We start from the raw sequence: 18,141 nt of genomic DNA, 5'->3' as shown, positions 1-18,141 counted from the left end.
GCCCCGTCCGTTCGGTCGGGGCCTCGTTTGTTTGATTCAGGTTGTTCACGCACGGTTCCACTGGTTTCGGGGCCTCGCCCCGATGACATCAGGAGCGAGGCATGACGAATCCCCCCGAAGGCCAGCAGCCCCCCTTCGGCCAGCAGCCACCCGAGGTGCCGTCCGGGCCTCCCGGATACCCGCACGCGGGATTCGGACCCGGCCAGACTCCCCCACCCGGCAACCCCGATGTCTTCCCGCCGCAGCAGCCGCCGAAGAAGAACCGGACCGGGCTGTTCATCGCACTGGCCGTCGTCGCGCTGGTGGTGCTCGGCGCGCTGATCACCGGCATCGTGCTCACCGTGCAGGGGCGGACTCCGCTGGCCTCGGACGAGAAGCAGATCGAGGTCGCGATTCGCGATTTCTACGACACGCTCGGCGCCGACGGGTTCGTCGCGGCCGCCCAGCTGGCGTGCGAGGCCGACCGCACCGAGATCGACAATCTCACCCCGGAGCAGCGTCAGCAGTTCGATGCCGCGACCGTCTCGGTGACCATCGACAAGGTCGAGGACATCGTCATCACCGGCGACACCGCCAAGGCGACGGTCGTCGGCAAGCTGACCCTGTCCGTCGCGGGCGAGGAGCCCAACACCGAGGACAGCACCGAAGAGCACCTCAAGAAGGAAAACGGCACCTGGAAGATCTGCTCGGTGCCTGCCACCAGACACTGACCGAGAAGAACGCCGATGAGGTCGCGCAGTGGGAAACCTCTGGCCGGGCTGATGGCGATCATGGTGGCCGCGCTTGGTCGGTGCGGCCGGGGACCGGCTGAACACCGTGTTCAGCCGGTCCATCGAGCGAGCGGCGGGAATTGAACCCGCGTAAACGGCTTTGCAGACCGTTGCCTCAACCACTCAGCCACGCCCGCCTCGCCTTAGAGATTGCCGTGACCGGGCCCTGCTGACCATGATTGCGATCAGCGTGAGCGCAATTCGGGTCCGGTCCGCGCGACGCACCTGAGCGGTAGCGACCTGGCACTATGCGATGATCAATGCCATGTCTCGGCCACGACCGCTTCCGCATGACCCGATCGCCGAAGCACATCGCCAGTGGACCGGGCACGGCTGGGGTGCGGTGGCCGACGGGATGGCCGCGGTGACCTCGCTGGTACGGGCACAGCAGATCGTGATGGCCAGGGTGGACGAGGCGCTCAAACCGTCGGGCCTGACCTTCTCCCGCTACGAACTGCTGCAACTGCTCAGTTTCAGCAAGACCGGCGCCCTGCCGATGGCCAAGGCCAGCGCGCGACTACAGGTGCATCCGACCAGCGTGACCAACACCGTCGACCGGCTCGAGAAGGCCGGACTGGTGCTCCGGGTCCCCCATCCGACCGACCGGCGCGCGACGCTCATCGAAATCACCGACGCGGGAAGGGAATTGGTCGCCGAGGCCACCGCATCCCTGAACGCGCGGGTGTTCGCCGAGCCGGGACTGCCACCGGACCGAATCCGCGAACTGCTGACGTTGCTCGCCGAGTTCCGCCACGAGGCGGGCGACTACGAGGATTCCGGCGGGCAAAACCTCGCATTCCACGCGACATAGCAACCGACGAGCGAATCACCGGCCGACTCGCTTGGCAGCTAGCGGAAATTGGTCCACCATGTAGCGCATGGTGCTGGTCCTGGGGGTATCGGCGGGCGCGGGTGGTGCTCGCGCCGTGCTGACCCACTCCGATCAGCCGCACCTGCCGCCGGTCGACCACGTCCGGCTACCGCGCAGGGCGGGCGGATCGGTCGAAGAGGCGGTGTTGTCGGCGATCCGCCGGATGCGCGTCGCGGCGATCGCGCGCGACGAGTGCGTCACGGCCGCCGCGGTCACCTGCCGTAACGAGCTGCACGCCGAGGCGATCCGAGCGGCGGTCGGCACCGGCGTCGGCATCGTCGACGAACCGCTGGCGCAATTGCGCTATCTGCGTTTCACCGGGATGCTGCCCACCACCGCCTCGGTGATCCTCTACGACCTCGGCTGCTCGGGTTTGACTGTCACCCATGCCGATTGCCGCACCGACACGATTCTGGCGAGCAAGCGCAGCACCGTCCTCAGCGGCGACGGCTACGACGCCCTGCTGCGCTGGCAACTGGCCCGCGGCGGCGTACTGGCCGACGCGCGCACCAGCCGCGCGCACCGCGAGTCGCTGAGCCGGGCGCGCGTGGTGACCGCGACCGACGCCGGCACCGGCGGCCGCGCGGTGGTGACCCGCAGCGATCTGGCCGAACTGTGCGAGGCCGGGCTGCATCATTCGGCCTCGTTCGTGCGTCAGCTGGTCGAGGAGACGGGTGTGCGGCCGGGCGCGCTGGTGCTGCTCGGCGGCTGCACCCGCAACCCGACCCTGCGCGCCGATCTGGCCCAGCGCATCGGGCTGCCGATCGTCTACGACCCCGAGCCCGACTACGTGTCGGCGCGCGGCGCGGTCCTGCTGGCCGCCCAGCGCCCGTCCCGCCTGCGCATGCCGCGCCTGCGGGCGGGAGCGGCGCTGTCTACGCGCGACGGACCGCAGCGGCCCGGCCGCCGAAAACTCCTCGCCGCGGTGGCGGTGACAGCAACCCTGGGCGGCACCGTCGCCGGGTTGCTCGGCACCGACAATTCGTCGGCGCGGTTACCCGAACAGGGCACCGCGCCGACTCCCGCCCAGCTGACCGACGGTTCGCTGCGGCTGAAACAGAACTAGCTGTTGGTGAAGTTCGGCGGGCGCTTCTCGACGAAGGCGGCCATGCCTTCCTTCTGATCGTCGGTCGCGAACAGCGAATGGAACACCCGGCGCTCGAACAGCAGGCCCTCGGCGAGCGTGGTCTCGAAGGCGCGGTTGACCGCCTCCTTGGCGATCATCGCGACCGGCAGCGACATCGAGGCGATGGTCTGGGCGGTCTCGAGCGCGGTGTCGAGCAGCTGGTCGGCGGGCACGATTCGCGACACCAGACCGGCGCGCTCGGCTTCCTCCACACCCATGTTGCGGCCGGTCAGGATGAGATCCATCGCCTTGGCCTTGCCGATCGCGCGGGTCAGCCGCTGCGAGCCGCCGATGCCGGGGATCACGCCGAGCTTGATCTCGGGCTGGCCGAACTTGGCGGTGTCGGCGGCGATCAGGATGTCGCACAGCATCGCCAGCTCACAGCCGCCGCCGAGGGCGTAGCCCGCGACCGCCGCGATGGTCGGCTTGCGGAAGTTGGCCAGCCGGTCCCAGCGGGCGAAGAAATCGGACATGTACATGTCCATGTACGACTTGGGCGCCATCTCCTTGATGTCGGCGCCCGCCGCGAAGGCCTTCTCCGAGCCGGTGATGACCACGGCGCCGATGGAGTCGTCGGCCTCGAGCTCGTCGAGCGCGGCGATGACGTCGTCGAGAACCTGCGCGTTGAGAGCGTTGAGCGCCTTGGGCCGGTTCAGCGTGATCCAGCCGACCCCGCCCTTACCCTCGCTGCCGCCCTTGCGCTCCAGCAGAATCGTCTCGAAATCGGTCACCAGGCACCCTCTTGTTCATCAGCGGTCACGGATGGTGCAGACGATACCGAGCCGGATCACTCAGCGGCTACGCGGGCAAACCCAGTTCGCCCGCGCCGAGCGGGGCGAAGTAGGCGTCGACCTGGGCGTCGGTGACCGCGGCCAGCACGTCCTCGGCGGCCTTGGTCGCCGCGGGCGCGTCGGCGGCGCGCAGTGCCGAAACTCCGGCGTACGCGATGTGACGCATTCCACCGCGGCCCGCTGGGGCACAATCGGGGCATGGGCACCGACCATTTCGTGCGGATCACCCGTCTGCGCGCGCTGATCGAGCACGAGAACACCGGCGCGGGCGAGCGAGCCACCGCGCAGCGCATGCTCGATCGAATTCTGCGGAATTCCCACAGCCACAACGCTTCTCACGCGTCCTCGGACCGCGTCTACGGCGCGCGGCACGATCGGCCCGGCAGGCACGCGAGCACCGCGTCGATCGTCGAGTCGGTCCGCGACGACATCGCCTTCGCCCGGAATTTCGCCGTCGTCGGCGGCCCGGGCGAGCTGACGGTGCACAGTCCGCTCGCGGCCGCGCCGCCCGAGCTCACGGTCGCGGTGAGCACACCGTTCGCCGATCAGATCGTCGTCACCATCGACGACATCCCGCCCGCGTGGGGCTGGGAGCCCGACGAGTTCGACCGCACCACGGCGACCGCGGACCTGCGCAGGCTGGCCGACGAGCTGGCCGAGATCATCGACAGCTACAACCACGACGGCGCCGATGTGGGCCCTCGCTTCTTCCGCACGATCCGCGCGCACGAGACCACCCTGATCCGCTGACTCATTCCAGCTGTTTCGGCCCGACGAGCAGCACGACCAGGCCGACGGTGAGCACGACAGCGCCGATCGCCAGCACCACGCTCGCGGCGGCGGGCCCGCCGTCGGTGTAATCGGCGACCGCCTGGGCGACCGCGCCCGCCACCGCCGCGGCGCCGCCAAGCACGAGGACCGGTTCCCGGCGGATCGTGTACAGCATCAGACACAGCACCCCGACCAGCGCGGTCAGCATCGGCCGCCACGGCGATTCACCGATCGTCACCGATTGCGCGCCACCCACCGCGATCAGCCCGCCGATCAGATAGCCCGCCCACTCGGCGACGAACAGCCGCGCCAAGGCGAGCACGAACCACAGCGCGCCGAACAGCAGCAACAGCACCCCGGGCCAGACGGACCGGTAGTCGAACAGCTCCGACGTCGCGTTCAGGACACTCGCGAGACCGAACCCGCCCATCGCGACCATCCCGAGGACGCTCGGCACCAGCAGATAACCGAGCACCGCCACCAGCAGCCCCGCGACTGATGCCGCGATCTCCGCGGCGTCCCCACCGCCGTCGCCGAAGGCCGTGGCCACCGCACCGCACACCGCGCCTGCGGCCAGCACGAGCAGCACCGCCGCGAGCCTGCTTCGCCCCGCCGAGGCGATCGGCACCCGCCGGAACACCCCGTCGCAACCACCGGCCAGCACCACCGCGCCCCCGGCCGCGCATCCGGCGACGACCAGCAACAACACCACCCGCCCGGTCTGCGCCACATCCGTCCACGCCCGCCCGAGGAACAGCGCGACACCGGCGGCCACCAAACCAGCACCGAGATAGGCGACGATCTCCGCGATCACCCGCCCCGCGCTCGCCCGCTCCGCGTGTTCCTCGGCGTCCACGGCCCGCAACACCGCCCCGCGCTGCTCCCCGCTGATCACCCCCGCCGCCACCAGCCGCTCCAGCGCCACACCCACCCGATGTTCGCGAACCATCCGTCGAGTATGTCGAGCTGCGGTGATGTTTCGACCGAATCACGCATGCCGCGTTTCGCGCCATGGTGACCCAGTTCATACTAGAATTAGTTGGACGTCCTAGTATCGGGCGTCCATCACCTGCGGAGGCGGTCATGAGCGAGTCCAGCGCACTGCACGTGCCGGTCCATCCCGTGCGGTTCGTGACCTCGGCGGCGTTGTTCGACGGGCACGACGCGGCGATCAACATCATGCGGCGAATCCTGCAGGCCCAGGGGGCCGAGGTGATCCATCTCGGCCACAACCGCTCGGTCCGCGAGATCGTCGACGCGGTCGTCGAGGAGGACGTGCAGGGCGTCGCGGTCAGCTCGTATCAGGGCGGGCACATCGAGTTCTTCGAGTACCTGGCCCAGGCGTTGCGCGAGGCGGGCGCGGGTGACGTGCGGATCTTCGGCGGTGGCGGCGGCGTGATCGTCGCCGAGGAGATCGAGCGGCTCGCGCGCGGCGGCGTGCGGATCTTCTCCCCCGAGGACGGTCAGCGGCTCGGCCTGCCCGGCATGATCAACGAACTGGTCCGGGTCTGCGATGTCGACCCCGCTGCGAAGCCGCCGGACCTCGACGCGCTCTACACCGGCGACCGGAATGCCTTGGCGCGCACCATCACCTGCTTACAGCAGGGCGCACTGCCCGAAGCCGACCGGGCCGCGATCCTGGCGGCGGCGGACAAGCGCCGGGTGCCGGTCCTCGGCATCACCGGCACCGGCGGCTCCGGAAAGTCCTCGCTCACCGACGAATTGGTGCGCAGGCTGCGCACCGACCAGCAGGACAAGCTGCGCGTCGCGGTCCTCGCGATCGACCCGACCCGCCGCCGGGCGGGCGGCGCGCTGCTCGGCGACCGCATCCGGATGAACGCGCTCGACGGCGAGCACGTGTACTTCCGCTCGCTGGCCACCCGCGGCAATCACGAACTGCCCGACGACATCGACACCATGATCGCCGCCTGCCGGGCCGCTGGCCACGACCTGGTGATCCTGGAGACGCCCGGCATCGGGCAGGGCGACGCGGGCATCGTCGACCATGTCGACGTGGCGCTGTATGTGATGACGCCGGAGTTCGGCGCCGCCTCCCAGCTCGAGAAGATCGACATGCTCGACTACGCCGACGTGGTCGCCGTCAACAAGTACGAGCGCCGTGGCGCGGCGGACGCGATCCGCGACGTGGCCCGCCAATTGATCCGTAACCGCGCCGAATTCGGTGCGGCCCCGGCGGACATGCCGGTCTTCGGCACCAGCGCCGCCACCTTCGACGACGACGGCGTCACCGCCCTCTACCACCATCTCATCGGCCTGCTCACCGAGCACGGACTCACCGTCGAGCCGGGTGCCCTGCCGCACGTCGACACCAAGGTCTCCACCCGGTTCGCCCACTTGGTGCCACCCTCGCGCGTTCGCTACCTGGCCGAGATCGCCGAGACGGTCCGCACCTACCACGCCGACACCGCGCGGGAATGCGCTGCGGCGCAACGCAGTCAACGGCTCGGCCTGGTCAGCCACGAACTGCCCGACGACGCGGCGGTCGCCGAACTGCTGGCCGCGGCCCGCACCGCCCTGTCCCCCGAGTCGACCGCGCTGCTGGCGGAATGGCCCGCTGTCGCCGAGAGCTACCGCGGCGACGAGCAGGTGGTCCGGGTGCGCGACCGCGAGATCCGCACCCGGCTGCGGCGCGAATCGCTGTCCGGTTCCAGCATCGCGCGCGTCGCCCTGCCCCGCTACACCGACGACGGCGAGCTGCTGCGCTTCCTGCGCGCCGAGAACCTGCCGGGCCGGTTCCCGTTCACCGCAGGCGTTTTCCCGTTCAAGCGCGACAACGAGGACCCGGCCAGGATGTTCGCCGGCGAGGGCGATCCGGCACGCACCAATCGCCGGTTCAAGGTCCTCAGCGCGCACGCCGAGGCGACCCGGCTGTCCACCGCGTTCGACTCGGTCACCCTCTACGGCCACGACCCGGCCGAACGTCCCGACATCTACGGCAAGGTCGGCACCTCGGGTGTCTCGGTGGCCACCATCGAGGACATGCGCACCCTCTTCGACGGTTTCGACCTGTGCGCGCCGACCACCTCGGTGTCGATGACGATCAACGGCCCCGCGCCCACCATCCTCGCGTTCTTCCTCAATGCCGCGATAGATCAAGCGCTGCAACGCTTCACCGACGCCGAAGGCCGCGAGCCGGGTCCCGCTGAGGCGGCCGAGGTGCGGGCAAGGACCCTGGCCACCGTGCGCGGCACCGTGCAGGCCGACATCCTCAAGGAGGACCAGGGCCAGAACACCTGCCTGTTCTCCACCGAGTTCAGCCTGCGGATGATGGCCGATATCCAGGAATGGTTCGTGCGCAACGACGTGCGCAATTTCTATTCGGTGTCGATCTCCGGCTATCACATCGCCGAGGCGGGCGCGAACCCGATCAGCCAGCTCGCCTTCACCCTGGCCAACGGATTCACCTATGTGGAGACCTATCTGGCCCGCGGCCTGGCGATCGACGACTTCGCACCGAATCTGTCGTTCTTCTTCTCCAATGGCATGGACCCCGAATACACGGTGATCGGCCGCGTCGCCCGCCGCATCTGGGCGATCGCGATGCGCGACTGCTACGGCGGCGGCGAACGCGCGCAGAAGCTCAAGTACCACGTGCAGACCTCGGGTCGCTCGCTGCACGCCCAGGAAATGCAGTTCAACGACATCCGCACCACGCTGCAGGCCCTGATCGCCGTCTACGACAATTGCAACAGCCTGCACACCAATGCCTTCGACGAGGCGGTGACCACCCCCACCGAGGATTCGGTGCGGCGGGCGCTGGCGATCCAGCTCATCATCGCCAAGGAATGGGGTCTGGCGATGAACGAGAATCCGCTGCAGGGCAGTTTCGTCATCGACGAACTCACCGACCTGGTCGAAGAGGCGGTACTGCTCGAATTCGAGCGGATCAGCGAACGCGGCGGCGTGCTCGGCGCCATGGAGACCGGCTATCAGCGCGGGCGCATCCAGGACGAGTCCATGCGCTATGAGCAGCGCAAACATGACGGGTCGCTGCCGATCGTCGGCGTGAACACCTTCCGCGGCCGCGACGACGGCGCCGCGCACGGCCCGCTCGAACTGGCCCGTGGCACCGAAGCGGAACGCCGTTCCCAACTGGAGCGGTTGCGCGACTTCCAGGACGAGAACGCCGAGGAATCCCATCGCGCGCTGGCCCGGCTGGCCGAGGTCGCCCATACCGACGGCAATATTTTCGACGTGCTGATGGACGCTGCGCGGGTGTGCAGCCTACAGCAGGTCACCGACACATTCTTCGCGGTCGGCGGGCAGTATCGGCGAACCGTCTGAAGCGATCGCCGCGAGCGCGAATCCAGCCACACCCCGCGCCCGCGTGTGACAATGGCCGCCAGCACAAGGCATCGGCGGCGATGGGACGTAGAGCATGGACCTGACCGACCTCGACATCATCGATGCGCACATCCACCAGTGGGATCCGCGCACGACACCTCGCCATTTCAGCAAGCTGGCCACCCTGCTGCGGTATCTCCCGCTGCCGGTCGACATCGCGGCGAAACTGGCTCCGCGGGGCGACCGCGAATTCGTCGGTGACCCGTCCGCCTATCTGGGCCCCTATCTGCCCGCCGACTACCGGGCCGACCTCGGGAAAACCCGGGTGGACGCGATCGCGCACATCGAAGTGGAATGGACCGGCTGGAAGCCCGACGAAACCCGCTGGGTGGCCAGTCTGCCGTTCGGCGTGGACACCCCGGCCCTCGCCGCGATCATCGCGTCGGCCGATCCAGCCACCGCCGACTTCGGCGCCGTCCTCGACGCGCATCAGTCGGCCTCGCCGCTGCTGCGCGGGATCAGGACCATGGTCGCCCACCATCCCGATCCGGCCGTGAAATCGTTCGCGCCGAACGACGCCCTCAACGCCCCCGCCTTCCTGAACGGTTTCCCCCAGCTCGCCGAACGCGGCCTGTCCTTCGACGCCTGGGTGTACTCGGTGCAGCTGCCCGACGTGACGGCGCTGGCCGAGCGCTTCCCCGAGGTGCCGATCGTGCTCGACCATCTGGGGACACCCGCGGGCATCTTCGGGCCGGTCGGCAAGAACACCGGGCACACCCCTGCCCAGCGGCAGGCACTGTTCGAGCGCTGGCGCGACGACCTGACCGAGCTGGCCGAGCAGCCTGCCGTGGTGGCCAAGGTGAGCGGGCTGATGATGCCGGTGCTCGGTCATCCGGTGCCACCGCGCGGCGCCCCGACGCCGGTGCCCGAGCTGGTCGAGCGGGTGCGGCCGTTGCTCGCCCACGCGCTGGCGGTGTTCGGCCCCGACCGGTTGATCTGGGGTTCGAACTTCCCGGTCGACAAGCCGATCACCAGCATCAGCGGCGCGGTCGAGACCGTGGCCACCGCGCTCACCGAGGCGGGCGCCGACCAGGACACGCTGCGGAAGGTGTTCGGCGGCAATGCCACCCGCGTGTACCGGGTGGACACGGCATCGTGAATCGCGGCGGTCGCGGGGGCTGTCGGTGGACCGGTCTAGCATCGCCGGCATGAAGGCAACCGGCACGTTCGAAGTCACCGCGTTCGACCCCACCGACCTGCAGCCGCAGCCGCCCATCAGCACCGGGCTGCCCGTCGGCGTGACCCTCATGACGAAGGTCTACGCCGGGGAGATCACGGGCACCTCGGCGACGCTGTTCACCGCGGCATTCGACATGTCGTCCGGCGCGGGCACCTACATCGCGATGGAGTCGTTCGAAGGCACGCTGGGCGGCAAGTCCGGTGCCTTCAACTTCGTCCACTCGGCCACCACCGGCGGCACCGATCGCACCGACGAGTTCTTCCACATCGTCCCCGCCAGCGGCACCGGCGAGCTGACCGGCATCACCGGCACCGGTGCGCTCTACGTCGATTCGACAGGCGGCCACCACATCTGGTTCGAGTACGAACTCCCCTGACCTCAGCTGTCGAATTCGGGGTAGAGCGAACGTAATTCGCGCAGGCCGGTGGCGGCGATCTGCTCGTCCTCGGCCGACATCCGCAGGGCGCGGCGCAGCGGGATCGGGTCGAGGTCCTCGATGACGGCGTGGAATTCGACGCGGGGCAGCTCCGGGAGCGTGAGGTCGTCGCCGTAGGGATCACCGGCTTCGGTGTTGCGGGTGGACTTCTCGACGCCGCCGATGAGGGTGTCCAGGTCGAGGCCGCGCAGGGTGAGGATCTCGCTCGGTCGCTCGTCGAGTCGTTCGGCGAGCAGGTAGCAGACCGCGGCGACGTGCTTGCACGGCCAGCCCATGTCCGGGCAGCTGCACGAGAAGTCGAGTTCGGCGGCGGTGGTCGGCAGCAGGTGCGGGCCGAGGGCGGGCGGCAGTGCGCCGGAGGCGATCTCGGCCAGCATGCCCGGCGCCTCCCTGATCTCGGCGAGCAGCAGCTCGACCTCTTCGTCGCGCAGCGGGCGCATCGCCAGCACCGAGGTGAACGGGCTCGGCTGGCTACCCTGCACCTCGGCGGTGACGGCGCCGCGTTCGATCCGGTAGTTCACCACCTGGCCGACCCTGGCGTAGGTGCGCCCGCGCGAGAGCCTGCCCGCGTCGGCGACCTTCTCCACCGCCTCCAGCAGCGACCTGCCCCACCAGGTCCGGCCGAAGCCGCCGCGGGCCTTGGCACCACCGGTGACCGGCCTGCGCGGACCGAACTGACTGAAATCGGCCATCAGTCACCCACCGCCTCGGCACCAAGGGTGAACAGTTCGCGCAGTTCGTCGGTGCTCAGTTCGGTGATCCAGTTCTCCCCCGCGCCGACCGCCAGCTCGGCCAATTGCTTCTTGCCGCTGATCATCTCGTCGATCCGCTCCTCGATCGTGTCGACGCAGACCAGCTTGCGGACCTGCACCGCGCGCTGCTGGCCGATCCGGAAGGCGCGGTCGGTGGCCTGGTTCTCCACCGCCGGATTCCACCAGCGGTCCAGGTGGATCACGTGATTGGCGGCGGTCAGGTTGAGGCCGGTACCGCCCGCCTTGAGCGAGAGCAGCATCAGCGGCGGGCCGTTCTCGCCCTGGAAACCGGTCACCATGTCGTCGCGGCGCTGCTTGGTGACCCCGCCGTGCAGGAACGGAATCGGCGTGCCGAAGCGCTCGGTGAGATACGGCAGCACCAGGTCGCCGAATTCGCGGAACTGGGTGAACAGCAGGGCTTTCTCGCCGTCGGCGACGACCGCGTCGAGCACGTCCTCGACCAGGGCCAGCTTGCCGGAGCGGTGACTGCCGCGCCGCAGGATCGGCGAACCGTCGCCGAGGAAGTGCGCGGGATGGTTGCAGACCTGCTTGAGCCGGGTCAGCGCGCCGAGCACGGCGCCCTTGCGTGCCATGCCTTTCGCGTCCTTCAGTTTCGCGAGCATGTCGTCGACCACGGCTTGATAGAGGGCGGCTTGTTCGACGGTGAGGTTGGCCCGCACCGTCATCTCCAGCTTCTCCGGCAGGTCGCTGATGACCGCCGGATCGGTCTTGAGCCTGCGCAGCACGAACGGATCGGTGATCAACCGCAGCCGGTCGACGGCCTGCTGGTCCCGTTCGCGTTCGATCGGCACCGCGAACTTCGCCCGGAAGGATTGCGGGCTGCCCAGCAGTTTGGGCATGGCGAAGTCGAACAGGGCCCGCAGTTCCTCCAGGCGGTTCTCCACCGGAGTTCCGGTGAGCGCCAGCCGATGTCGTGCGTGCAGCGCGCGGGCGGCCCGCGACTGCCTGGTGGCGGCGTTCTTGATGTGCTGGGCCTCGTCGAGCACGATGCGCTCCCATTGCTGTTCACTGAGCAGGGTCGCGTCGCGGGCCAGCAGGGTGTACGTCGTCACGATAAGATCCGAATCCGCCACCGCCGCAGCGAATTCCGCACCGGTCAGCCGTCCTGGCCCGTGGTGGACCAGCACTCGCAGATCTGGAGTGAACCGTTGCGCTTCGCGCTGCCAATTGCCGACCACCGACATCGGGCACACCAGCAGCGTCGGCCCGACCTGCGCCGCCGACTCACGTTCGTGCGCCAGTAGCGCCAGCACCTGCACGGTTTTACCCAGGCCCATGTCGTCGGCCAGGATCGCGCCGCAGTTCAGCCTGCTCATCGTCGCAAGCCAGCTCAGCCCACGCTCCTGGTAGGGGCGCAGCTCAGCCTTCAGGCCGATCGGCACCGGGACGGGCTCGGGTTCGCCTTCCCTGGCGAACAATTCGGCAGCCCAGCCGGCGGCGGTGACCTCGGTTACCGGCACATTGTCGACGCGTTCGGCGGCGAGTTCACCGATCATGTCGGCCAGGGTGATCGGGGTGTCGTCGGCGTGCGTCGCGACATAGCGGGCGGCAGCGGCCAGTACCCGGTGGTCGGCCTGCACCCATTCCCCGCGCAGCTGCACCAGGTCCGACTTGCTGCGGATCAGCCGCTCCATCTCGGGCTTGGTGAGCACGAGGTCACCGAGCGCCAATTCCCAGCGGTAGGAAAGCAATCCGCTCAGGCCGACGGTGGATTCGGCGGCGGCCGGGCTGCTCACCCGCAGCCGCATGCTCGGTTCGACGATATTCCAGGCGCGCGGCAGCAGCAGCCGGATTCCCGCCTCCTGCAGCGCGTGCGCACCGTGGGCGACCAGGTCGGCGACGACCTCGGTGGGCAGCAGCAAATCGAGGCCGCGCGGGTCGGTGGGCAGGTCACGCAAGCGCGGATAGGCCTTGCGCGCATGGCCGAGCTTCTCGGCGGCGGTCCGCACGAGGACCGGATCATCGTCTAGCGCGACGGGTTTCGGCGCGTCGTCGACCGGGCGCAGGCAGACCTGCAGCCGCCACAGCGCCACCGAGTCGTCGGTGGTGCCGAATTCGCCGTCGGGTTCGCACAGCCGCAGGACGAGTTCGGGTTCGTCGGCGGCGTAGCCCGCCCGCCACTGCTCCAGGGTCTCGGCCAGCCGGTAGGAGCCGGCCTCGAGCGGAGTGTCACCGACGAGGGCCAGCAGGATCGGGTGCGTCATCGTGCGGTGCGCGAGGTATTCGCGGGCGATCGGGTCGGTGAGCTCGGTGACCAGGTCTTCGAGCACGGTGGCCGGTGACCCGGCGACCCGCAGCGCCGCGGGCATCGCGGCGGCCAGCTCTGCCAGCCACGCCCGCTGCCGCTGACCGCCGACCAGCCGCCAGCGCACCCACCACTGACCGTCGGCCCGCTCGACCTGCGGCACCACCCGACCCGCCCGCACCCACCGTTCGACGCCGCGGGCGACGTGCCCGAGGAAGCGCAGATCGCCGGAGATGTTCTCGCGGGGCAGTCCGCTGCGCAGCACAACGGCCGCCGTCGGCGGCGCGAGCGCGTGCGCGCGTACCTCGGCGGTGTCGGCGTGCCCTGCGGCATCGACGACGAGGACCTGGGCGCGGTGCCGGAACCTGGCCCGTTCCAGGATGTCGCCGAGCACCGAACCGACGGCGACCGGTTCCCCGTCGTGCCACAGCAGCAGGCCTGCCCCGGGGGACCACAGACCGTGCAGCATGGGGACCATCCAAGCAGGCGGCACCGACACCCGACGCGGCCCGCCTCCCCTGGATTTCTCGCCGATCCCGGAACATACTGGGGTATCCCCTGGTCACGGGCCGGACCACCCACCGGCGACAACTACATACCGACCCAGGCGAACCGGGCTCGCTCCGGCTCGGCCGATGAACCCCTTGTATGCGTGCGGAGGGCAGTGATGACGATTCTGCTCCAGGTTCTCGAGCAGAGCTATACCCCGACAACCCCGTGGGAACGGCGCAAATTCACGTTCATCGATACCGGAAAGATCGTCGGAATGCGCCTGGACGGCCAGTCCGGCGTGTGGCTCGACCTGTCCAGACCCGGCGAATCCCAGCGTCTGGCGCACACCGTCGATCCGCGCGATTCGATCACTTTCCTGCTCACCGTCTTCGCCAAGATCGCCGAGTGCGAGGACCGTGGCGGTTCGTGGCTGGTCGGCCACGACGGCACGCACATCTCCTCGATCGCGGCGACGCGGTTCCCACCCCATGCCAGCGAAGTGGCCGCCGACGACATCCTGGCCCGCGCCTGGTTGTAGCCAGGTCGGCATATCTGTCGGTGCCTCCGGCTACAACCTGCAGGTATGCGGAAATGGGCGTGGCTGCTCGTCACGGTGCTCGTGGTCGCCGGTTGCGCTGTGCGCACACCGGACGATCCGGTGCTGCCCGCGCCCGGCAGTCCGACCCGCGCCGAGGTGAGCGCGCTGCTCGACCGGGTGCGGGTGATCGCCGCCCGGCCACGTCCTGGCGGCTATGAACGCGGCTGCAAGCCGGGCCAGGCGTGCGTGTTCGGCACCGCGTGGTCCGACGACACCGACGCGCCGGGCGGCCACGACGGCTGCGACACGCGCAACAATGTGCTCGCCGCCCAGCTGCGGGAGGTGGTGCGGCGCGGCCGGTGCGTGGTCGTCGAGGGCGTGCTCACCGACCCCTACACGGGCACCGACCTCACCTTCCGCAAGTCCGACGGCGGCCGCATCCAGATCGACCACGTCTACCCGCTCGCCGCGGCCTGGGACATGGGCGCCGCCGACTGGCCACCCGACCGCAGACTGCGCTTCGCCAACGACCTGTCGGTGAACCTGCTCGCCACCGGCGCGTCCACCAACCAGTCCAAAGGCGACGACACCCCCGCCGGCTGGCTACCACCCGCCCGCCCCAACCACTGCTTCTACGCGGCCAAGTACCTCACCGTCGCCCTCGACTACGACCTCCCGATCACGGCGGCCGACAACGCCACACTCCACCAGGTCGCGCGCGGGTGCCCTTGATCGACTGTCACCGGCCACGTGTTCGGTGCTCCGGGTAGGCGACGACTCGTCAAGCGCCGGTGGCGACCGGTCGCTTCGGATCGTTCGACCACTGCGACCACGAGCCGGGGTACAGCGCGGCCGGGATCCCGGCGAGAGCGAGGGCCGCGATCTGGTGGGCGGCCGTCACGCCGGAGCCGCAATAGACCGCGACCGGGCCGTTCCCGAATTCGGCGAACCGCGCGCGCAGTTCCTCGGGGGTGCGGAAGTGTCCGGTCTCGTCCAGGTTCTCGGTGGTCGGGGCGCTGGTCGCGCCGGGGATGTGACCGGCTTTGGGGTCGACCGGTTCGACCTCACCGCGATACCGCTCACCCGCTCTGGCGTCGAGGAGCACGCCCGACCAGTTCGCCGCCGCGTCGGCGTCGATCACCGGCAGCGAGCCGGGGCGGATCACCAGGTCGCCGGAGACCGGGTCGGCTTCGGCGCCGGTGACGAGCTCGCCACCCGCCGCGATCCACGCGGGCAGTCCGCCGTCGAGAATCCGGACAGCGTCGACGCCAGCCCAGCGCAACAGCCACCAGGCCCGCGCCGCGGCCATACCGCTGGTCGCGTCGTAGACGACGACCGGCTCGCCCGCCCCCAGGCCCCAGCTGCGCGCGCACTTCTCGAAGGTGCCGGGATCGGGCAGCGGATGCCTGCCACGCGCTGGCGCGGGCGCCGCGGCCAGTTCGGTCTCCATGTCGACGAACACCGCGCCCGGGATGTGCCCGTCCAGATAGTGCTGCGGGCCGTCTGGATCACCCAGCGCCCACCGCACGTCGAGCAGATGGATCTTCTTGTCCGCCAGTTCTTCCCGGAGTTCCTCCGGGGAGATCAATACCGCACTCACGCCCGCTCCTCACCACCGTCGCACCTGCCGAAGCCCCCGATGCCGCCACCCTACGCAGTAGGACCGGCCCACCGGTACCGAACGAACCCGCGACCACGACGTACCCTCGCTCGGCGCTCGTGATCGGCCTGCACCGGCGGACCGCGGCATGCGCTGAGCATTCACTCCACCCTGCGATGGTCCCGATCAGTCCACTTTCGCGGTACTGGCAGGCGACACCGGCGCGGCCCGCAGGCAATATCGGCACAATGTCGCAGGTCACCACCACCCCGCCCGACGATGTCGCCGAGCAGCCGGCGGGCATCGCCCAGCCGCTCGGGGCTGGCGCGATCACCGCGCTGGTCGGATTCACCAGTTCGTTCGCGGTGGTACTGAGCGGCCTGCGGGCGGTGGGTGCGAGCCCAGCGCAGGCGGCATCGGGGCTGATGATCCTGTGTTTCACCCAGGGCATCGGCATCCTGCTGCTCAGTTTCCGGTACCGGATTCCGATCACGCTGGCCTGGTCGACACCGGGCGCGGCGCTGCTGGCGAGCACCGGGCTGGTCGTGGGTGGCTGGCCCGGCGCGGTCGCGGCGTTCGCGGTCACCGGCGTGCTGATCGTGATCACGGGACTGTGGCAGCGGCTCGGTTCGCTGGTCGCCGCGATCCCGGTGCCGATCGCGCAGGCCATGCTGGCCGGTGTGCTCGTCCCGCTGTGCCTGGCGCCGGTCAAGGCGCTGACCACCTCGCCCGCCGTGGTGGTGCCGGTCATCGTGGTCTGGCTGGTGCTGCAACGGTACGCGCCGAAGTGGGCGGTACTGGTCGCCTTCGCCACTGCGGCGATCGGCACCGGGATCGACATCGCGGTCCGCGACCGGCACCTGGATCTTTCCGCCATGGTCCCGACCGTGGAATGGACTGCGCCGCACTGGCATTGGCAGGCGATCGTCGGCATCACGGTGCCGCTCTACATCGTCACCATGGCCTCGCAGAACATCCCCGGCGTCGCGGTGATGCGCTCGTTCGATTTCCAGGTGCCGTGGCGCGCGTCCATGCTCGTCACCGGAATCGGCACCATCGCCGGCGCCACCGCGGGCGGCCACGCGATCAACCTCGCCGCGATCAGCGCGGCCCTGTCCGCCGCCCCCAGCGCGAGCCCCGACCCCAAACGCCGCTGGATCGCCGCCGCCACCGCGGGCGCCGCCTATCTGATCCTCGGCCTCGCCTCCGCCGCCCTGGTCACCCTCATCGCCGCGGCGCCGGCGGGCACCCTCGAAACCGTCGCGGGCCTGGCCCTCCTCGCCACCCTCGCCGCGGCCCTCACCGGCGCCCTCAGCGACCCCGACCACCGCACGGCAGGCCTGGTCACCTTCCTCGTCGCCGCCTCCGGCACCACCCTGTTCGGCATCGGCGGCGCCTTCTGGGCCCTGATCGCAGGCCTGATCGTCCGCCGCTTCCTGCCACGGAGCAGCTAACTTCCCATCCAACGATTCGAGCCTGTACCACCCCTAGGTTCTAGACCCTGCAGGGAGTATGGTTGACCTAGTGGGTTGGCGAATCTACCTCACCAAGCAGGTCCTGAACTGGGTCGACAGCTTGGACGATGTCATGTTCGACCACTACGAAGCAGCGCGTCAGGAATTGGAGGAAAGAGGCCCTGCACTCGGTCGCCCATGGGTCGACTCCCTGCGTACATCGAGGCATTCGAATATGAAGGAGCTACGAATCCCAGGCTCGAACGCCAGGATCATTTTCGCGTTCGACCCGAAACGATCGGCAATTCTCTTGATCGCCGGCGACAAGACGAACCAGTGGCAGCAGTGGTATCGGGACAACATCCCGATTGCCGATCGCGTATTCGACGAGCACATAGGAAGACTGGACTGATGGAGCTATACGACACCAGCCGCTCGCGGCATCCACAGGGCGGATACGACCAGGCGCGGGTCGCCGCCGCGCGGAAGAAGATGCGCTCCGTCGAGCGCGCCTACCGACTCGCCGAACTTCGAGAAGCACAGCAGCTCAATCAAACCGAACTGGGTAACAAGATCGGTATCGGGCAGCGCACCGTATCGAAGATCGAGCACGGAGAGATCGAACGTTCGCGGATCGAAACAATTCGCAAGTACGTCGAGGCACTCGGTGGCGAGATCCAGGTTGTCGCACGATTCGGTGACGAGGCGTACACGATCGCGTGAGGCCAC

The 18,141-nt window shown here is 69.2% G+C and carries 18 protein-coding genes and 1 tRNA gene; 12 read left to right on the top strand and 7 right to left on the bottom strand.

The window, feature by feature from the left end; genetic code table 11:
* Nucleotides 1-101 precede the first annotated feature (101 nt).
* Nucleotides 102-710: an Rv0361 family membrane protein gene (locus ACWF82_RS22025; protein WP_452503840.1), complete on the top strand. Its 609-nt coding sequence runs from the start codon at nt 102-104 to the stop codon at nt 708-710.
* 125 nt (nt 711-835) lie between these two features.
* Here ACWF82_RS22025 and ACWF82_RS22020 read toward each other — a convergent pair.
* A tRNA-Cys gene (locus tag ACWF82_RS22020) sits at nt 836-907 on the bottom strand.
* Between the two features lie 128 nt (nt 908-1,035).
* Here ACWF82_RS22020 and ACWF82_RS22015 point away from each other — a divergent pair.
* Entirely contained in the window at nt 1,036-1,581 is a 546-nt protein-coding gene (locus ACWF82_RS22015) for a MarR family winged helix-turn-helix transcriptional regulator (RefSeq protein ID WP_452503838.1), read from the top strand.
* Nucleotides 1,582-1,648: 67 nt separating this feature from the next.
* The gene (locus tag ACWF82_RS22010; protein ID WP_452503837.1) at nt 1,649-2,707 is read left to right on the top strand and encodes a hypothetical protein; all 1,059 of its coding nucleotides are present in this window, start codon (nt 1,649-1,651) and stop codon (nt 2,705-2,707) included.
* On the opposite strand, the gene ACWF82_RS22005 is transcribed toward ACWF82_RS22010, so the two are convergent.
* Nucleotides 2,704-3,498, bottom strand: coding sequence for an enoyl-CoA hydratase (locus ACWF82_RS22005; protein WP_452503835.1), 795 nt, complete (start codon nt 3,496-3,498; stop codon nt 2,704-2,706). The genes ACWF82_RS22010 and ACWF82_RS22005 overlap by 4 nt on opposite strands.
* Before the next feature lie 67 nt (nt 3,499-3,565).
* Nucleotides 3,566-3,724, bottom strand: coding sequence for a hypothetical protein (locus ACWF82_RS22000; RefSeq protein WP_452503833.1), 159 nt, complete (start codon nt 3,722-3,724; stop codon nt 3,566-3,568).
* Nucleotides 3,725-3,756: 32 nt separating this feature from the next.
* On the opposite strand from ACWF82_RS22000, the gene ACWF82_RS21995 reads away from it, so the two are divergent.
* Entirely contained in the window at nt 3,757-4,308 is a 552-nt protein-coding gene (locus ACWF82_RS21995) for a hypothetical protein (RefSeq protein WP_452503831.1), read from the top strand.
* A 1-nt stretch (nt 4,309) separates the two neighbouring features.
* Here the strand turns inward: ACWF82_RS21995 and ACWF82_RS21990 are convergent, their stop codons facing one another.
* A complete protein-coding gene (locus tag ACWF82_RS21990; RefSeq protein WP_452503829.1) occupies nt 4,310-5,278 on the bottom strand; it encodes a DUF2157 domain-containing protein in 969 nt (322 codons plus the stop codon).
* Between the two features lie 134 nt (nt 5,279-5,412).
* On the opposite strand from ACWF82_RS21990, the gene icmF reads away from it, so the two are divergent.
* From icmF to ACWF82_RS21975, 3 genes are all read left to right on the top strand, one after another.
* Complete coding sequence (gene icmF, locus ACWF82_RS21985) at nt 5,413-8,634, top strand: fused isobutyryl-CoA mutase/GTPase IcmF (protein ID WP_452503828.1); 3,222 nt, start codon at nt 5,413-5,415, stop codon at nt 8,632-8,634.
* 94 nt (nt 8,635-8,728) lie between these two features.
* Nucleotides 8,729-9,793 (top strand): amidohydrolase family protein, encoded by a 1,065-nt coding sequence (locus ACWF82_RS21980; protein ID WP_452503825.1) that lies wholly within the window; start codon nt 8,729-8,731, stop codon nt 9,791-9,793.
* Between the two features lie 49 nt (nt 9,794-9,842).
* Nucleotides 9,843-10,250 (top strand): DUF3224 domain-containing protein, encoded by a 408-nt coding sequence (locus ACWF82_RS21975; RefSeq protein ID WP_452503824.1) that lies wholly within the window; start codon nt 9,843-9,845, stop codon nt 10,248-10,250.
* A 2-nt stretch (nt 10,251-10,252) separates the two neighbouring features.
* On the opposite strand, the gene ACWF82_RS21970 is transcribed toward ACWF82_RS21975, so the two are convergent.
* Complete coding sequence (locus ACWF82_RS21970; protein WP_452503822.1) at nt 10,253-11,002, bottom strand: SWIM zinc finger family protein; 750 nt, start codon at nt 11,000-11,002, stop codon at nt 10,253-10,255.
* Nucleotides 11,002-13,797: a DEAD/DEAH box helicase gene (locus ACWF82_RS21965; protein WP_452503820.1), complete on the bottom strand. Its 2,796-nt coding sequence runs from the start codon at nt 13,795-13,797 to the stop codon at nt 11,002-11,004. Before ACWF82_RS21965 ends, ACWF82_RS21970 begins: the two co-directional genes overlap by 1 nt.
* Nucleotides 13,798-13,995: 198 nt before the next feature.
* Between ACWF82_RS21965 and ACWF82_RS21960 the strand changes: the two genes are divergently transcribed.
* Both ACWF82_RS21960 and ACWF82_RS21955 read left to right on the top strand, forming a co-directional pair.
* Nucleotides 13,996-14,358 (top strand): hypothetical protein, encoded by a 363-nt coding sequence (locus ACWF82_RS21960; RefSeq protein ID WP_189031061.1) that lies wholly within the window; start codon nt 13,996-13,998, stop codon nt 14,356-14,358.
* Between the two features lie 45 nt (nt 14,359-14,403).
* Nucleotides 14,404-15,090 (top strand): HNH endonuclease family protein, encoded by a 687-nt coding sequence (locus ACWF82_RS21955; protein ID WP_452503817.1) that lies wholly within the window; start codon nt 14,404-14,406, stop codon nt 15,088-15,090.
* 49 nt (nt 15,091-15,139) lie between these two features.
* Here the strand turns inward: ACWF82_RS21955 and ACWF82_RS21950 are convergent, their stop codons facing one another.
* Nucleotides 15,140-15,958 (bottom strand): sulfurtransferase, encoded by an 819-nt coding sequence (locus ACWF82_RS21950; RefSeq protein WP_452503815.1) that lies wholly within the window; start codon nt 15,956-15,958, stop codon nt 15,140-15,142.
* Nucleotides 15,959-16,206: 248 nt separating this feature from the next.
* Between ACWF82_RS21950 and ACWF82_RS21945 the strand changes: the two genes are divergently transcribed.
* The 3 genes from ACWF82_RS21945 to ACWF82_RS21935 all read left to right on the top strand — a co-directional run bounded on the left by ACWF82_RS21945 (nt 16,207) and on the right by ACWF82_RS21935 (nt 18,135).
* Nucleotides 16,207-17,412 carry a benzoate/H(+) symporter BenE family transporter gene (locus ACWF82_RS21945; protein ID WP_452503813.1) on the top strand — a complete coding sequence of 402 codons (1,206 nt, stop codon included), beginning with the start codon at nt 16,207-16,209 and terminating at the stop codon, nt 17,410-17,412.
* Nucleotides 17,413-17,482: 70 nt separating this feature from the next.
* Complete coding sequence (locus ACWF82_RS21940) at nt 17,483-17,824, top strand: type II toxin-antitoxin system RelE/ParE family toxin (protein ID WP_452503811.1); 342 nt, start codon at nt 17,483-17,485, stop codon at nt 17,822-17,824.
* On the top strand, nt 17,824-18,135 hold the full coding sequence (locus ACWF82_RS21935; protein WP_452503809.1) for a helix-turn-helix domain-containing protein: 312 nt from the start codon (nt 17,824-17,826) through the stop codon (nt 18,133-18,135). The genes ACWF82_RS21940 and ACWF82_RS21935 overlap by 1 nt, the downstream gene beginning before the upstream one ends.
* The last annotated feature ends 6 nt before the right edge of the window (nt 18,136-18,141 follow it).

Source organism: Nocardia sp. NPDC055053 (assembly GCF_053608285.1).
This window is presented reverse-complemented; position numbering and strand designations above follow the sequence as displayed.

Excerpts from the sequence above, each read along its gene's own strand:
- ACWF82_RS22025 (WP_452503840.1), top strand. The coding sequence starts at position 102 with ATGACGAATCCCCCCGAAGGCCAGCAGCCCCCCTTCGGCCAGCAGCCA.
- ACWF82_RS22015 (WP_452503838.1), top strand. The coding sequence starts at position 1,036 with ATGTCTCGGCCACGACCGCTTCCGCATGACCCGATCGCCGAAGCACAT.
- ACWF82_RS22010 (WP_452503837.1), top strand. The coding sequence starts at position 1,649 with ATGGTGCTGGTCCTGGGGGTATCGGCGGGCGCGGGTGGTGCTCGCGCC.
- ACWF82_RS22000 (WP_452503833.1), bottom strand. The coding sequence starts at position 3,724 with ATGCGTCACATCGCGTACGCCGGAGTTTCGGCACTGCGCGCCGCCGAC.
- ACWF82_RS21995 (WP_452503831.1), top strand. The coding sequence starts at position 3,757 with ATGGGCACCGACCATTTCGTGCGGATCACCCGTCTGCGCGCGCTGATC.
- ACWF82_RS21990 (WP_452503829.1), bottom strand. The coding sequence starts at position 5,278 with ATGGTTCGCGAACATCGGGTGGGTGTGGCGCTGGAGCGGCTGGTGGCG.
- icmF (WP_452503828.1), top strand. The coding sequence starts at position 5,413 with ATGAGCGAGTCCAGCGCACTGCACGTGCCGGTCCATCCCGTGCGGTTC.
- ACWF82_RS21980 (WP_452503825.1), top strand. The coding sequence starts at position 8,729 with ATGGACCTGACCGACCTCGACATCATCGATGCGCACATCCACCAGTGG.
- ACWF82_RS21975 (WP_452503824.1), top strand. The coding sequence starts at position 9,843 with ATGAAGGCAACCGGCACGTTCGAAGTCACCGCGTTCGACCCCACCGAC.
- ACWF82_RS21970 (WP_452503822.1), bottom strand. The coding sequence starts at position 11,002 with ATGGCCGATTTCAGTCAGTTCGGTCCGCGCAGGCCGGTCACCGGTGGT.
- ACWF82_RS21965 (WP_452503820.1), bottom strand. The coding sequence starts at position 13,797 with ATGCTGCACGGTCTGTGGTCCCCCGGGGCAGGCCTGCTGCTGTGGCAC.
- ACWF82_RS21960 (WP_189031061.1), top strand. The coding sequence starts at position 13,996 with ATGACGATTCTGCTCCAGGTTCTCGAGCAGAGCTATACCCCGACAACC.
- ACWF82_RS21955 (WP_452503817.1), top strand. The coding sequence starts at position 14,404 with ATGCGGAAATGGGCGTGGCTGCTCGTCACGGTGCTCGTGGTCGCCGGT.
- ACWF82_RS21945 (WP_452503813.1), top strand. The coding sequence starts at position 16,207 with ATGTCGCAGGTCACCACCACCCCGCCCGACGATGTCGCCGAGCAGCCG.
- ACWF82_RS21935 (WP_452503809.1), top strand. The coding sequence starts at position 17,824 with ATGGAGCTATACGACACCAGCCGCTCGCGGCATCCACAGGGCGGATAC.